Genomic DNA, 15400 nt, shown 5'->3' with positions numbered 1-15400 from the left:
GCTCACTGCCCGGAAAACAGCCTGATGGTCATTCAACAGGGTTCCGTCCATCCGAATCTGACTGCCGGTCCAAGTATATCCCTTGACCGTCGCTCTTGTCCACGTCCGAGACATCCATGCGATAAAGTTCACGGAAACGTGCGTTCTCCCGATACAGGTCGACCGGGCGCCCTTGCATGACGATGTGCCCGTCCTGCATGAAGATGACCTGGTCGGCCTCCTCCAGCCCCTGCAGGTGATGGGTCACCCAAAGGAGTGTGCGCTTTTGGCTTACTCTGAAAATCATAGCCATGAGCCGTCGCTCGGTAATGGGATCCAGACCGATGGTGGGCTCGTCCAAAAGAATGATGGGAGTGCGCTTGAGCACGATTCTGGCCAAGGCCACACGCTGACGCTGCCCGCCTGAAAGACGGCCGCCGGCCTCCTCCACCGGCGTGTCGATTCCCTGGGGCATGCCCGCAACGACCTTATCCAGCTGAACAGCCTTCAAGGCCTGGCGGACCTGATCGTCATCGGCCTGTGGAGCGCCCAGACGCACGTTGGAGGCAATCGTGGTATTGAAGAGGAATGCCTGCTGGTTCAAATAGCCGAAAAGCTCGGGACGCTGGTCCTGCAAGGCATCGACCGGTATTCCATTGATCAGGATACGGCCACTGGTGGGGCGCAGGTCGCCCAGAAGCAGCTGAAGAACCGTTGTCTTGCCCTCACCGCTGGGACCGAGCAGGGCCACTCGTTGTCCACCCTCGATCCGCAGGCTGAAGTCGTCCAGCAACAGCGGGTCATCAGGCCCGTAGGAGAAACTGACATGATCGAAAACGATCGACCGGATCGGCCCCTCCAGCCTGGTCTGAGCACTGGCCGGAATCCGCCGGGACTCGACCCGCTCGGTCAGTTCATTCAGGTGGTCCAGAGAGTCCGTATAAAGGGGAACCTCAGCCACCGCCTGGGAGACCACGATGAAACAGTCGACCAAAGGAAAAACCGCCAGGACCACTGCTGCCGCGAAGTCCGCAACGGAGGTGGAACTGGTCATACGCAGATCCGCTCCAACGATCAGAGCCACCACCATGAGGGCGAAAATCATCTGGATGCCGCAATTGCGCCATCGTTCGAACCGCTTTTGCTGCCTACGGCCATTGGCGATGTCGTTGAAATCGTCGGACGCTATATCCACGAACCGCCGCCGGCGGCGGGTGATCACCCAATCCCCCAGGCCCATATAGCTCTCAGTTACAGCAGTGTACTGGTCCTGCCGCCTTGCCTTCTCCATGTCATAGCGCCCGTCTGAATAAGCCAGCGAGACCAGCGGGACCAGGATCAGGATCAAGGCGAAAAGCAGGAAGAGCAGGAGCGAGGTCAGCCAGGAGAAGACGCCTACGGCGATGGTGACCACCACCCACATAATATAGGCCACGACCGTGGGGAAGATGGTGCGCAGGTAGAAGTTCTCCAAATGGTCCAGGTCGTCCGAGAGCATGCCCAAAACCTCGCCCGTGCGTTCATGCTCGTTCAGGAAGGCAGCATCCTGCGAGAGGGTGCGATAGAGCTGAACCCGCAGCTTGGAGACTACTCGGAGCACCCAATCATGGCTCTTGATGCGCTCCAGGTACTTGAATGACGGCCGTCCGATGCCGAAGGCCCTGGTCAGGACCACCGGCACGTAGACTGCGAAGATGTTGAAGGGGTGACGGGCCGACCTGCTGATCAGGAAGCCCGAGGTGAACATCAGCCCGGCCGCGCAGACGAAGGTGATGGCCCCCAGGAAAAAGATCAGGGCAAGCAACCCCTTGTTCTGACGAAGGTAGGGCCAGAACCAATGATCCCGGTGCCAGATCTGCATGTAGCCTGACAGCCCGCGGCCGCGGCGGGAGGTCTTCGGCGCCCTCCTGCCGCCTTTTCCGGCGGCATCAGTCCTGCTGGTAGTCGGCAATCTGGTTCCCCCCCATCTCATTGATCAGATCATCCAAGGGCCCGCCCTGACCAATCAGCTCGCGCGGATCGCCTTGGGCTACAATCCGTCCATCCTCCAGCATGATCACCCAATCCATGTTGGCCAGCCAGTGCAGGCGGTGGGTGGCCAGGACGACAAGGTGCCCGTTCATGATGGGCAGCAGTGTCTGCTTCAGATCGTATTCCGTCTCGATGTCCAGGTGGGCGGTGGGCTCGTCAAACAACAGGATCTCGCGTGAGGGGTCCAAGATGCCCCTGGCCAGGGCGATTCGCTGAGCCTGGCCGCCGCTGATGCCACGGTTGCCCTCACCGATTCGGGTGTTCAGACCGTCGGACAGTGTTTTTAGCCAGTCGGTCAACCCGGCCTGGTCGGCTGCACGAGCCACCGCAGCATCGTCTGCATCCTGGTTGTAGAAGCGTATGTTGTCAGCCACGGTGCCATGGAAGATGAAGGGGTTCTGGGGAATATAACTGATGTGCCGCTGCCAGGCAGCCGCATTGCAGTGCTCCAGCAGATGACCGTCCAAGTCGATGCTGCCCGCCTTGGGCTGCTCAAAGCCGGCCAGCAAATCCATCAATGTGGACTTGCCTGCTCCTGAACGGCCGACGACGGCCACCTTGGAAAAGCCGCGCAGGTCCAGCTCCAGCCCGCTCAGGGCCAGGGGCTGCTCCTCGGCATCGCTGTCGACCCGGCGGACCTGTGACTCCGGAACATCCTCGACTTCGGTTCCTCGCGATGCTCCGGAATTGGATGCCACCGAAACCGGCATCCCATCACCGTCATGACCCTTGGATGCCTTGGGCTTATTGCTTTTCTTGCCGGTCTTTTGATTCTCGGATTTGGCCATGGCATCCATCTGCGCCCCGGCTGAAGCATTGCTCTGCAACGGCTTAGGGCCAGGATAGGCGAAGTCGATTCCCTCCAGGTGCAGGTGGCTGTCCTGCTTCCACCCGGACCAGTCCAGCTCCTCCAAGCGCTTAGGCTCAGGCTGGGCCAGCATGTCTACGATGTCATCCAAGGCATTCTTGCCGTTCAGTGTTGCATGGAAGTCGTCTCCGAACTGGCGAATAGGCATGAAGTATTCGGGAGCCAAGATCAGGGCCAGCAGGGAGGGAAAGAGCTCCGCTTTGCCGTCGATCAGGCTGTTGCCCAAGAAGACCGCCATGATGGCGATGGCCAAAGTGGCGAAGAAGTCCAGGGCAAAAGTGGAGGTCATAGCCACCCGGATAACGCTCATGGTCCTCTTCCGGAAGCGGTCAGATACCGAATAGATCTCGTCCTCGTACTCCTTGTCGATGCCCAGCATCTTCAGGGTCGGCAGGCCCAAGACCGTATCCATGAACCTTGTGTTGAGCTTTCGGAACTGGGCGTACTGTCGACTGGAACGATCCCTGGCGGCCAGGCCCAGGATGACCATGAAGAAGATGAGCAGGGGCAGCATAAGCAGGAGAATCAGACCGGAACCTGCATCCTGTGCCCAGACCATGACCAGAACGATCAGGGGGATGAAAATGAGATCCATCAGCTTGGGCAGGACCGTCAACACATAGGTGCGCACCTGGTCGAGTCCGTCCACCAACATGGTGACGGCCGATCCTGTGCCGCGCCGGGCCAGAGCCGATGGGCCCAGCGAGAAGACCTTGTCCTGAATTCGGGGCCGCAGCTGCGCCACGACGGCATCGGCACGATCGGTGGCGATTCGATCCTTGGCCACGTCGCAGAGCTGCCGACAGGTGTAGGCAACCAAAAAGATCAGCACTGGCGCCACCAGCACACTGAGGTTCTGAAGGTGCCAAATGCGCACCAGAGCCAGGGTAAGTCCATAGGCCTGAGCCACCACACCGATTCCCTGGACCAGGGACAGGCCGGCCAGCAGGCCCAGGGTGGACCGGACTCCATCGAAACGGAAGAGATTTTTGTCGATCAATGCATTACCCTTCGGATGTCCTCGGGTCCTGTCGGCGCTGCCTCCCCTGCCCCTTGAATTTCAGAGGGTCTCAGCCACGGTGGCCGAAGGGGCCACAGGCGAGGTCAGGTGGGCGCCATCGGTCTCCAGCCGCTTGCGCTGGATGAAGTAGCTCCAGATGAAGTAGGCCAGCATGATGGGCAGGAGGATGCAAAGCACCACAGTCATGATCTTCATGGTCAGCGGAGAAGCCGAGGCATCCTGGATCAGCAGGTCGTGAGCCGGATTGTCGGCGATCATCACACGGGGGAAGAGCCCGTTGAAGATAAAGGCGATGATGGCCATCAAAGTGATGCCCGAGCAGGTGAAGGCATAGCCGCCGTGCTTCTTGAAGACAGCAAGGTGGCCTCCAATGACGGATGCCAGAATGATCACAGTGATCAGCCAGGTGGACAGGGGGCGGGCCTTGTAGAAGTCGGTGTTGAAGATGGCCAGGAGCACAAAGACGACCAGTGCCGGATAGGCGATCCAATAGGCCTTCTCGCTGACGTTGAGCATCCGGCGTGAATCCATGGCTCCAAGCTTCAGGCTCAGGAAATGCAGGCCGTGGACGAAGCTGAAGAAGACGACTGCTATGCCGCCTACCACGGAAAGCCAGTTGAACACGTCAAAGAACCCGGGCCAGGCATCGCCGTTCTTATCCATGGGAATGCCCTGGATCAGACTGGTCAGCATCATACCCAGGAAGAAGGGCGCAAATAGGGAGCCGATGAAGTTGGCCCACTGCCATACGCCACGTTCACGGCTGGTCAGTGCATGGGAGGCGAACTCGAATGAGACTCCGCGCAGGATCAGGGCGACCAGCACCAGGAAGAGCAGGATGTAATACCCCGAAAAGAGGGAGGCGTACCAGAGCGGGAAAGCCGCGAACATGGCGCCGCCGGCAGTGATCAGCCAGACCTCGTTGCCGTCCCAGTGGGGGCCGATGGCCCTCATGAAAGTGGCACGCTCATCACCATCGCGGGCCACGAACCTGGTAGCCATGCCAACGCCAAAGTCGAACCCCTCGAGCAGGAGGAACCCTGCAAAAAGCAGGCCAATGACGAAAAACCACAAACCTTGTAGGAAACTCATGCTAATGCCACTCTCCTCTCGCTCCTGCCGATCCGCATACGGGCGCGGGATCTCCGCACTCCTGGCGGAAGCCGCAGTCGGCCGGGGTTTCCGCCGGAATGAGAAGGAGCAGGAGGTAGTCAATCATATTGATGAACGCAGGGCCAATGGCAATCCTCGCCGCGAATGATCCGATCCGAGGCTGGAGCGGAACGAACATGCTTTCCGTCGCAGACCGATGCGGCGACTTCCTCATGTCCTGAATCATGTTCGTCCTCCCCTCTTTCATCGCCTTGTCCCTTGCATTCCTTGAGACGCTGGTTCAGTTGCTCTCCAGCATGGTACGCACGTCGGCCAACTCAAGGACCGACCGCTCGTTGACGATCCACTTCAGGACCGAGACCATCCTGCCCCTGAGCTTCAGCGTCCCCATTCGGTCGATTTCGGCGACCCCGGCGTGAGGGCCAAGGGAGCACACAGTTCCTTCGCTCCGGAAGGTGAACCGCTGAGGCTCCTGCCCCCGCGTTCTGGCAAGGACATTCGCGGCCGCGGTATCAGCCTGGGCCATCGAAATCTGTGCAGTAGTTGGGTAGAGCCGACCTGACTGGGGGTCGGGAACGGCGCTCACATCACCCACCAGGAACTCCTCTGGATGCTGCTCCACCGATAGGTCATCCCTGACCACTACACGGTTGCGCTTCTGATTATACCCTGAATCGGCAATAACGTGGCTGCCACGTACGCCCGTTGTCCAAATGATCGTATGGGCCTTGAACTCCTGGTCATTGGAGACCACGGCACCTTGCTTGACCTCGGTGATAGGGGTCGAGGTGTGGAAGTTGACTCCCCGCTTGCTCAGATAATCCACAGCCCAGTCGACCAGGTCCTTGCTGAACATGGGCAGAATCTTGGGCGACGCCTCTATGCAGTCCACCTTGACCCGATCCATGGGGAAGCCCAGGCGCTTCGAAAGCTGAGGCAGCCGATAGACCAGCTCGCCCAGGTACTCGATGCTGGTGAAGCCCGCGCCACAAACCGCTATGCTCAGGTCCAGCGGATCATGGCTGGTCTGGTAGCGGGCCAGCGTCTGCTCCAATTTCCTGCGGGCTGCCAGAGCGGTGTCCACGTCCACGATGGGCCATCCATGCTCTTCGGCCCCCTTGATGCCGAAGGTTTCGGACTCGAAGCCCAGGGCGTTGACCAAGTAATCGTAGGACAGGGGATCGTGATGTTCCAGGCTCACCCGATGGCCGTCCTGATCAATGCCGACCACCTTGTCGACGATCAGTGTCACCGAATCAGGCAGAGACTTGCGCAGGTCGAAGACCACATCCGCTGGCTCCTTGGTTCCCGCCGCCAACTGGTGCAGCTGGGTAGACTCGTAGTGGTACTCATTCTGGTTGACCAGCACCACATGGGCATCCGTCTTGGCATGAGCCAGCCTCTTGACCACGCGAAGGCCCGCATAACCGGCTCCCAACACCATGATTGTCGTCATGTTCACGCACCTTTACCAAAGAAAACCGTACAATGACTCAAACACTGGGTGATGCCGCCCGATCAGCCGATGACCGGGTCCATCACTCAAACTTCTATGCTCAACGTATCAGATTCCACCATCGGAAACTCTGACATGACTGCCTGCCGGGCCTCCTCTTTTTGTTTGCTTGCTCACACCGCGGGCGACTCTCATCGACACGACCGGCCGCCTCTTTGGAAACCGGAAGCATTTCTGAGAAACGCAGCAATACGCATACAAGAAGAGCGGAACATCATTTCGATGCTCCGCTCTTGGGGACTCTGAATCCCTACTGCTGGGGTACCTGGACTCGAACCAAGAATGGATGAACCAGAATCACCTGTGTTGCCAATTACACCATACCCCAATTGGCTGTGCGACAACCGCTTGGACGATTGCCACATGTCGTACCCCCGACCGGATTTGGACCGGTGTTGGCGCCGTGAGAGGGCGTAGTCCTAGACCGCTAGACGACGGGGGCTTCACTTTTCGCCGCGTACGAACCCGGTTCAGCAGGTCAGTAGCACAACAAAAAAGAAATATACCCGCTCAGAGGTTTTGGCGCAAGTTGGCCATCCTCCGGAGTGTTGTGCTCTTGCCCAAGATCTCCAGGGACTCAAACAGGGGTGGCGAGACCCGCCTTCCCGAGACCGCCACCCTGACCGGCCCGAAGGCCAGTCGGGGCTTATAGCCGCCCTCATCCACCAGCGCCTGAGTGAGCAGGTCGTGCAGGTGATCGGTTTTCCAGTCCTGGTCGGATACATCATCCAGAGCGTCAATGGCCAGGTCCAAGACTTGTCCAGCGGAGTCCTTGAGCTGTTTACGGGCATCCGGCTGGGGCTCCAGGTAATCCTCCTTGCTGAGCAGACTGCCTACCATGCCGGAGACCTCGCCCAGCAGACGTACGCGAGGCTGGACCAGGGGGGCGGCAGCGGTCAGGATCCGCTGCTCACGATCGCTCAGGTCCTGCCAGCGCTCAGCACTCACCAGCCTGTCGCGCCTGAGGTAGGGCAAGGACCGGTTCAGGAAGTCCTGTGGCTCCAGCATGCGGATGTGCTCGGCGTTGATAGCTACTGCCTTGTCGATGTCGAAGTGGGCCGGATTGGCCTTGACATCTCGGATGTCAAAGTGCTCAACCATCTCATCCATGGAGAAGACATCCCGGTCGGGGCCAATTGACCAGCCCAGCAGGGCCAGATAGTTGAGCAGACCTTCCGGAATGAAGCCGTGCTCCCGGTGCAGAAAGAGGTTGGACTCAGGGTCGCGCTTAGACAGCTTCTTCTTGCCCTGGCCCATGACATAGGGCAGGTGCCCGAAGAGAGGCATGGCCCGGGCTATGCCCAGCTTCATCAAGTAACGGTAGAGGACGATCTGCCGGGGGGTGGAACTGAGCAGGTCCTCGCCGCGCAGGACCACATTGATGCGCATCAGGGCATCATCCACCGGATTGGTCAGAGTATAAAGCGGATCGCCGTTGGGGCGCACAATCACATAGTCGGGCACGGACCCGGCCTTGAACTCGATATGCCCGCGAATCAGGTCGTCAAAGGCGATGTCCTCGTCAGGCATGCGGATGCGCAGGGCGGGCCGCCGACCCTGGTCGCGGAAGGCCTGACGCTGCTCATTGCTCAGGTCGCGGTCATAGCCGTCGTAGCCGAAAGCCGCCGGTCGACCAGCGGCCAGGTTACGCTCCTTGATCTCCTCGGCAGTGGAATAGGACTCGTAGGCGTAGCCGGCATCCAGCAGCTGCCGGGCTACATCGCGGTAAATATCGCCACGCTCGGACTGCCGGTAGGGGCCATCCGGGCCGCCGACCTCCACACCCTCGTCCCAGTCCAGCCCCAGCCACTTGAGGGCCTCCAGAATCTGCTGGTAGCTCTCCTCGCTGTCGCGCTGGGCATCGGTGTCCTCGATGCGGAAGACGAAGGTACCGTGCGAGTGCCGGGCCTGGGCCCAGTTGAAGAGTGCGGTTCGAACCATGCCCACATGCGGGGTGCCGGTCGGCGAGGGGCAGAAGCGGACCCTCAGATCCTTGGGCAGGTCGGGTTTGGCGTCGTGATCATGCTCATCAGTCATGACACCCATTGTGCCCCGGCAAGGCGACGTAGACCAACTCAGAGCAGGAGCCGGTATCAGCCCCGCTGCTGCTCTTGCTGCCTGTCCTTGCTGTAGGTCTCCGGAATAAACCTGGTCTGGTCATGCAGCTTGGGCCAGATGACCACCTGGCCCTGCTCCAAGGAACGCGGCACATCGATGATCCGCTGGTTGTCCGAGCCTCGGAACTGGAGCAGGCTGTTCTTCCGATTCTCCAAGTAGCGTCCGTCCACCAGCACGTCAAGGTAGGAGATCAGCTGGGCCTTGTCCGGGGTCTCCCCCGGCCGGTTCAGCTCCTCCCATGTATAGCCTGTCCAGCACCAGATATCCTTCTCATGGCCGAACTCGCGCCGGATCCGCTCCGAAAGGCCGAGCAGCATGGGGGTGTTGAGCAGGGGCTCCCCGCCCAGGTAGGTGATGCCCTGCACATAGGACAGCGACAGGTCCTTGACAATGCGGTCCTCAAGCTGCTGGGTATAGGGGTGCCCGGCGCCGAAGTCCCAGATGGAAGCGTTGTAGCACCCCTGGCAACGGAAAGGGCAGCCGCTGACGTAGAGGGAGCAGCGGATCCCCTCGCCGTCGGTCATGACCAGACGCTTGTAGTCCGCCACGATTCCTCGACTAAGCCGACGGCCGTCCCACTGGCCGGCCCTGGGATTGTTGGTCAGCTCAGAGGGGATCCCTGGACCGCGCCCCTGCTCATCAGCAGCGAAGTCACGGTGGCCGCCTGTCTTTCTCATGGCTCCCTGTTTGTCCATCATCTGGTCCTCCTCATGACAATGGCGGGTCGCAAACTACCCGGCCCGCCATGTACTGCGCCTCTTCAGAGCCTATTCGGCCTTGTCGTCGAACCACTCCTTGGTGGATCCGTCCTTGAGGACCACGTGGCCGGTCTCGCCCTCCATGTGCTTGACGCGGTGGGCGATCTCCTCGTGCCTGCCGTGGACCATGGGCCGCTGGACTGGGTTGCCCAGGTAGCCGCAGGTGCGCTTGGTCACGTTGCACTTATCGGGGTCGTCATTGCCGCATTCGGGGCATTTGAAGCCCTCCTCAGTGGGCTCGAAGTCGCCCTCGTAGCCGCAGACGAAGCAGTGGTCGATGGGGGTGTTGGTGCCCAGGTAGCCGATGCCGATGTCGTAGGCGTAGTCCCAGACCGCCTCCAGGGCCTTGGGGTTCTGCTGCATGGATGGGAACTCGCAGTAGTTGATGAACCCGCCCGAGGCCAGGTAAGGGAAGTCCCGCTCGTAGCTGAGCTTCTCCATGGGCGTGGGCCGCAGCCAGACCGGGTAGTGGAAGCTGTTGGTGTAGAAGTCGTGGTCGGTGACGCCGTCGACTACGCCGAACTTCTCCTTGTCCATCCGTGCGAAGCGGTCAGTCAGCGACTCGGCCGGAGTGGAGTAGACCGAATAGTGGTACCCCTCAGCCTTCTCCCACTGCTTGCAGAGCTGGTTCATCCGGCGCACAATGCTTAGGGCGAACTCCTTGCCATCCGGATCCCAGGAGTGGTCCTTCATCCAGTCCTTGCCGTAGAAGACGCTGGTGGCCTCATAGAGTCCGATGTAGCCCAAGGAAACAGTGGAGCGGCTGTTGCGGAAGAGGGTGTCTACGCTGTCGGTGGGCTTCAGCCTGCCGAAGGCGCCGTACTGGTAGAGGGTGGGGGCGTTGATGGGCGTGGCCTGCTTGCAGCGCATGATGCGGAACTGCAGAGCATGGTGGGCCACCTCCATACGCTGGTCAAAGATCTTCCAGAAGCGGTCCTTGTCGCCGCGGGACTCCAGAGCGATGCGGGGGATGTTGACGGTCACGACACCAAGGTTCATGCGACCGTCCTCTTCGTCCTCGCCCGTCTCGGGATTGGTCCAGGCCTGCAGGAAGGAGCGGCAGCCCATGGGGGCCTTGAAGGAGCCGGTGATCTTGACCAAATTCTCGTAGAAGACCACGTCAGGGTACATGCGCTTGGTCGAGCACTCCAGAGCCAGCTGCTTCATGTCGTAGTTGGGATCGCCCTCGTCCGCGTTCAGCCCATGCTTGATGGTGAAGACCAGCTTGGGGAAGATGGCGGTGTGGCGGTCCTTGCCCAGTCCGCGGATGCGAATCAGGAAGATGGCCCGCTGAATCTCCCTGGCGAACCAGGAGGTGCCCAGGCCGAAGCCCACAGTGACGAAGGGGGTCTGACCATTGGAGACACGGTTGGAGTTGATCTGGTACTCCATGGTCTGCATGGCATCGTAGATGTTCTTGCGAGTCAAGATCTTGGCATAGACCTGACGCAGCCGAACAATCTGCGGAGCGTCCAGATCGAAGGGGGCGTCCTCGCCAATGGGAGCACGATCGTCCAAGTGGAGCCAGTCAGCTTCCCGGGCCTTGAGGCCGCGGACGACATCCTTGGCCACGTCGATAGGCTCCTCGTCCGGCAGAACAGCCTCAGCCATGGAATAATTCTTCTTGTAGTCCAGACGCGCATACCTGTCCAGCATCTCGTCACAACGGTTGACGGTCTGACCGCCGTACTGGGAGCCGGCAATGTCCTTGATGATCTGGGTGATCTGCGTAGCAGCGGTGCCGATGGACTTGGGCGAGTCCATCATGGCGTTGCCCAGCTCGAAACCATGGGCCAGCATGTCACCGAAGTCAGGCAGGGAGCAGTTGGTCTCAGCAGTAAAGGGCGAGTAGTCCGCGTCGTGGAAGTGGATGTCGCCCTTCATGTGGGCGTTGGAGACATCCTTGGGCAGCATGGCGAAGGCCGAGGCCTTGGATACCGCGCCGGCCAGCAGGTCGCGCTGGGTGGCGTAGACGTTGGCGTCCTTGTTGGCGTTCTCGCGCACCAGAGTCTCGTCCTTGCTGGTCAGACGATGAACGGCCTCATTGACATCAGTGGCCTTGGCCCGCTGAATGTCACGGTCAAGACGGTAGGAGGTATAGGAGCGAGCAATCTCATAAAGATGGGCATTGACCAGGGCATGCTCGACCAGGGTCTGGATGTCCTCGATCTTGACTGGGTTGGTGTAGCGATCAGTGATCTCGGACTGGACGGTCAGGGCCATACCCCGGATCTGCTGGCGATCCTCAGGACTGACCTCGTGCTTGACATCCTTGAAAGCAGCTTCGATGGCGTTCATGATGTTGACAGGATCAAAATCGACGATCCGGCCGTCGCGCTTCTCGACCAGAATGCCGTCAACAGCATCGCGATCCGAAATGCCACGCTCCTTCACGCTATCGGTCATGACCTCAGTATCCATCGTCACTCCTCATACGGTTGTCATACGGTTACTCATGTGCGCTTGCTTTGGCGTTCCCGAATTCCATACCGGGAACAGCGAATCACATGTATGTCATTTTTGCTGACAGGACTTACTCTATCACGTCGTGACCACCATATGTAGTGTTTGATGATGATTCGTTTCCTACATTTAGTTGTTCCCGTGTTTGGTGGACTAAGTCACCAACAGCGGGGTCTGGACAAGGGCTGCAAATGGCCGAAGAGCCATCGGGGGATCATCTACAGGGACGACGCAGCCGCTCGACACGCACACATTTTGCCCAGCCCCGACCCCTGCACCAAGCAGGAACAGGCCTAAGTCAACAGACCCCGCGGCACAAAGAGGGTCTGGGTGCGCAGGCGGCGATCCACGCTCATGCCCTCCGGGGACTGCCGACCCGGCTCGATCATGGACAGGAGCATGTCAACCCCCTGGCGACCCATGCGGTCCACCTGCTGGGAGATGACCGACACCTGAGGACTGATCAGTTGGAAGACCTCCAGGTCGTCGAAAGAGACCAAGGGCACTCGCGAGCGCTGGTCGCCGTCCCACTCCATAGCAACGGCCTTGATGGCATCGGCAGAGTAGCCGAAGATAACGGCGTCCACCCCCTGACCAAGCAGGTGGCGCATGGTCGCAGCCGCCCGGGGGCGATCCTCGAAACCTTGGCGGACCACCAATCCCGTCAGCCCCTGACAGGCATCCACACCGGCCAGAAAAGCCTGCTCGCGCTCGCGGAAGGTATAGGAGCGGCTCTCTGGGCCCGGGACGAAAGCCACTCGTCTGCAGCCCCTTGCTACTAGCGCCTCCAAGGCTGCCTCCAGGCCAGGCACCGGGTCAGAATCCACCAGAGGAACACCGGGCAGGGTCCGGTCGGGACGGTCTACGAAGACCACAGGAAATTCCCTTGCCAACATGGTGCGAAGCATGGGCGAGGTGGGTCCGTCAGGCACGACCAGAACACCATCCATATGCCGAGACAGAAGGATGCGGTAATAGTCCTCCTGCCTGCTGGCTTGGCAAGAGGACACGCCGATCAGGGGCGCGTAGCCTGCCGAGTAGAGCTGGTCCTGGACGGCGTAGACCAGCTCAGAGAAATAAGGGTTGCGAATGTCGGGGACCAGCAGACCTACGGCATGCGAGCGCGAGGATCGCATGGAACGGGCTCGGCTGTCAGGGATGTAGCCCAGCTCCATGGCCGCCCTGCGAACCCTGTCCTTGGTAGGCGGGGAGATGCGCCCCTTGTTATTGAGCGCCTGGGAGACCGTGGATACGGACATGCCCGCTTGCTTGGCCACATCACTGATGGTCACCGACATGGGAACCCTCTCCGTCGAACCCTACCGAAATCGGTTGTCTTGCTCCTGACGAGACCGACAGCAGCCGGCCCGCGCGGATCTCTCGTGAGCCTCCAGTATACGGGCAAATGATGCAACCTTTCATCACGGCAAGGCAGGATCGGCTGGGTTGGACTAGAGTGGTCTTGTTCGCGCGGCTGGTGGCAGCAGCCGTGACACACATCGCAGAATTCCATCGGTCAAGACCGTACCGGATCGTCGCGCGGGCTCCTCACCTTCCCGTAGCGGCCCCGATGCGGATGGGCACCAGGAGTGCCGGAGAGGCAAGGTGACAGTGATGAGCATGTCGGGGAACAGAGGCTCCAGGAGAATTCCCGGCCACAAACTGATCATGCGGGCGCTCGCCCTGGCAGCTGCGCTCTGCATGGCAGCTACGAGCGCAGCCTGCGGCGCCAAGGGGGCAGAGAACAAGGCCGATGACGGCTCCAGGCTCTCCTTCATGCTGGACTGGACGCCCAACACCAATCATGTAGGCATCTACGTGGCCCGGCACCTAGGCTACTTCGACAAGGCCGGCCTGAAGCTGACCATCCTGCCGACGGCCCAGGCAGGAGCCGAGACCTCCGTTCAGAACGGGGTCGCCGACGTAGGCTTCTCCAAGCTGAGCAACCTGGCCACCTTCAACTCCCAGGGAGCCGACCTGCGGCAGGTCTTCAACATAGGCCAGCATTCCGTGGCGCGCTGGTGCTCGCTGGCCTCGCGCACCGACATCCAGACCCCCAAGGACTTCGACGGCAAAACTCTCGTCAGCTTCGGCTCGGCTGAACAGACGGCCGTAGTCAAGCAGATGATCCGCTACGCAGGAGGCAAGGGCGACTTCAAGCGGGTGACCAGCGGCACCAACACCTTCGCCACACTGACCAGCGGCAAGGGCGACTTCGCCGGCTTCTACGCCAATTGGGAAGGCGTGCAGAGCGAGCTCAAGGGCCCAGCCCTTCACTGCTTCACCCAGGCCGACTGGGGAGTGCCCGGCAACCCCGACCAACTGGGCTTCGTGGTCAAAAATTCCTGGCTGCGGCAGGCTGGCCACCGTCGCGCCTTGACGGCATTCGTCAAGGCCTGCCTGAAGGGCTACGACTACGCCCTGAGCCATCCCGACCAGGCGGCGGACATCCTGGTCAGGGAGACCAAGGGATCGGCCATCGACCCGACCCTGGCCAAGCGCTCCATGGAGAGCATCGTCAAGGAAGGGTACTGGGTCGACAGCCCGGAGCAAAAGAGCATCAGCGGGCTGATCAACGTCAAGGATGCCCAGGACTATCTGGACTTCCAATTCAAGGCGGGCACCTACCGGGATGCCAAGAAGGGCGACCCCAACAAGGCCCCTCGGGCCACGGACCTGTGGACCGATCGCTACGTCCGGGAAGCAGCTGGCCGATGAGGGTGCGGAAGCAGGGCAGAGCCCGGGCGTTGCCTCCGACCCTCACCCTGCTGGCGCTCCTGATCATCTGGGAGCTGGCTGCCCGGCTGGGCGGAGTCAGTGAACAGGTTCTGCCAGCGCCCAGCCGGGTCCTGGCTGCCACAGTGCAATCCCGGGAGGACCTGCTGCCCGCCACCGCTATCACCCTCCTTGAAGGCCTGCTGGGCTTCCTCCTGGCCTCGGTCCTGGGAATAGTGATCGGCCTGGCACTCTACCGCTGGCGAACTCTGCACGACGCCCTCTACCCCCTGATCGCCGGCGCCCAGATGATCCCGCTGATCACCGTCGCCCCCCTGTTCGTGATCTGGTTCGGATTCGAGCCCCTGGGCAAGATAGTCATCGTAGCCGTCTTCGCCCTCTTTCCCATCGTGGTCCAGACCTACCGGGGCCTCAAGTCCGTACCCCGCTTCTACCAGGACGTGGCGCTGAACTGCGGGGCAACTCGAATATGGACCCTCTTGCATGTCAAATTGAGAGTGGCCGCAGGACAGATCTTCGGCGGTCTGCGCATCAGCGCCGCCTATGTTTTCGCCACCGCGGCCACCTCGGAGTATCTGGGCGCCAGAAACGGCCTGGGCATATGGCTGCAATCGGCCTTCAACTCCTTTAGAACTCCACTGATCTTCTCGGCCACCCTGGTCATCATCCTGCTGACCGCCCTCCTGCTGGGCCTGATCACCCTGACCGAACGGCTGCTTCTGGGCGATGCCAGCGACGATCATATGGTCAATCCGGACGACGAGTGAACCGCCCTGCAACAGCAATCACATACCGGA

General features: G+C 60.7%; 10 protein-coding genes and 2 tRNA genes. 2 read left to right on the top strand and 10 right to left on the bottom strand.

Features of this window, described 5'->3' with window-relative positions; all coding sequences use genetic code 11:
• Window positions 1-28: 28 nt before the first annotated feature.
• The 10 genes from cydC to J3T95_RS07625 all read right to left on the bottom strand — a co-directional run bounded on the left by cydC (window position 29) and on the right by J3T95_RS07625 (window position 13165).
• Window positions 29-1930, bottom strand: coding sequence for a thiol reductant ABC exporter subunit CydC (gene cydC, locus J3T95_RS07670; RefSeq protein WP_267451011.1), 1902 nt, complete (start codon window positions 1928-1930; stop codon window positions 29-31).
• Window positions 1908-3878 (bottom strand): ABC transporter ATP-binding protein/permease, encoded by a 1971-nt coding sequence (locus tag J3T95_RS07665; RefSeq protein ID WP_267451010.1) that lies wholly within the window; start codon window positions 3876-3878, stop codon window positions 1908-1910. Before J3T95_RS07665 ends, cydC begins: the two co-directional genes overlap by 23 nt.
• Before the next feature lie 60 nt (window positions 3879-3938).
• A complete protein-coding gene (gene cydB, locus J3T95_RS07660) occupies window positions 3939-4991 on the bottom strand; it encodes a cytochrome d ubiquinol oxidase subunit II (protein WP_267400541.1) in 1053 nt (350 codons plus the stop codon).
• A 301-nt stretch (window positions 4992-5292) separates the two neighbouring features.
• Window positions 5293-6468, bottom strand: coding sequence for an NAD(P)/FAD-dependent oxidoreductase (locus J3T95_RS07655; protein ID WP_267444704.1), 1176 nt, complete (start codon window positions 6466-6468; stop codon window positions 5293-5295).
• Window positions 6469-6784: 316 nt separating this feature from the next.
• Window positions 6785-6856: transfer RNA gene (locus J3T95_RS07650), tRNA-Gln, on the bottom strand.
• Between the two features lie 41 nt (window positions 6857-6897).
• Window positions 6898-6970 (bottom strand) — tRNA-Glu (locus J3T95_RS07645).
• Between the two features lie 68 nt (window positions 6971-7038).
• The gene (gene gltX, locus J3T95_RS07640) at window positions 7039-8565 is read right to left on the bottom strand and encodes a glutamate--tRNA ligase (protein ID WP_267451009.1); all 1527 of its coding nucleotides are present in this window, start codon (window positions 8563-8565) and stop codon (window positions 7039-7041) included.
• Between the two features lie 56 nt (window positions 8566-8621).
• Window positions 8622-9344, bottom strand: coding sequence for an anaerobic ribonucleoside-triphosphate reductase activating protein (gene nrdG / locus J3T95_RS07635; protein WP_220236822.1), 723 nt, complete (start codon window positions 9342-9344; stop codon window positions 8622-8624).
• 69 nt (window positions 9345-9413) lie between these two features.
• Window positions 9414-11810 (bottom strand): anaerobic ribonucleoside-triphosphate reductase, encoded by a 2397-nt coding sequence (nrdD, locus tag J3T95_RS07630; RefSeq protein ID WP_258561586.1) that lies wholly within the window; start codon window positions 11808-11810, stop codon window positions 9414-9416.
• Window positions 11811-12160: 350 nt separating this feature from the next.
• Entirely contained in the window at window positions 12161-13165 is a 1005-nt protein-coding gene (locus J3T95_RS07625) for a LacI family DNA-binding transcriptional regulator (RefSeq protein ID WP_267451008.1), read from the bottom strand.
• A gap of 316 nt (window positions 13166-13481) precedes the next feature.
• Here J3T95_RS07625 and J3T95_RS07620 point away from each other — a divergent pair, with 316 nt between their 5' ends.
• Both J3T95_RS07620 and J3T95_RS07615 read left to right on the top strand, forming a co-directional pair.
• Window positions 13482-14585 carry an ABC transporter substrate-binding protein gene (locus J3T95_RS07620; RefSeq protein ID WP_267451007.1) on the top strand — a complete coding sequence of 368 codons (1104 nt, stop codon included), beginning with the start codon at window positions 13482-13484 and terminating at the stop codon, window positions 14583-14585.
• Entirely contained in the window at window positions 14582-15370 is a 789-nt protein-coding gene (locus tag J3T95_RS07615; protein WP_267451006.1) for an ABC transporter permease, read from the top strand. The genes J3T95_RS07620 and J3T95_RS07615 overlap by 4 nt, the downstream gene beginning before the upstream one ends.
• Window positions 15371-15400 lie beyond the last annotated feature (30 nt).

Source organism: Bifidobacterium sp. B4079, assembly GCF_026537385.1.
GTDB classification, from domain to species: Bacteria; Actinomycetota; Actinomycetes; order Actinomycetales; family Bifidobacteriaceae; genus Bombiscardovia; species Bombiscardovia asteroides_I.
This window is presented reverse-complemented; position numbering and strand designations above follow the sequence as displayed.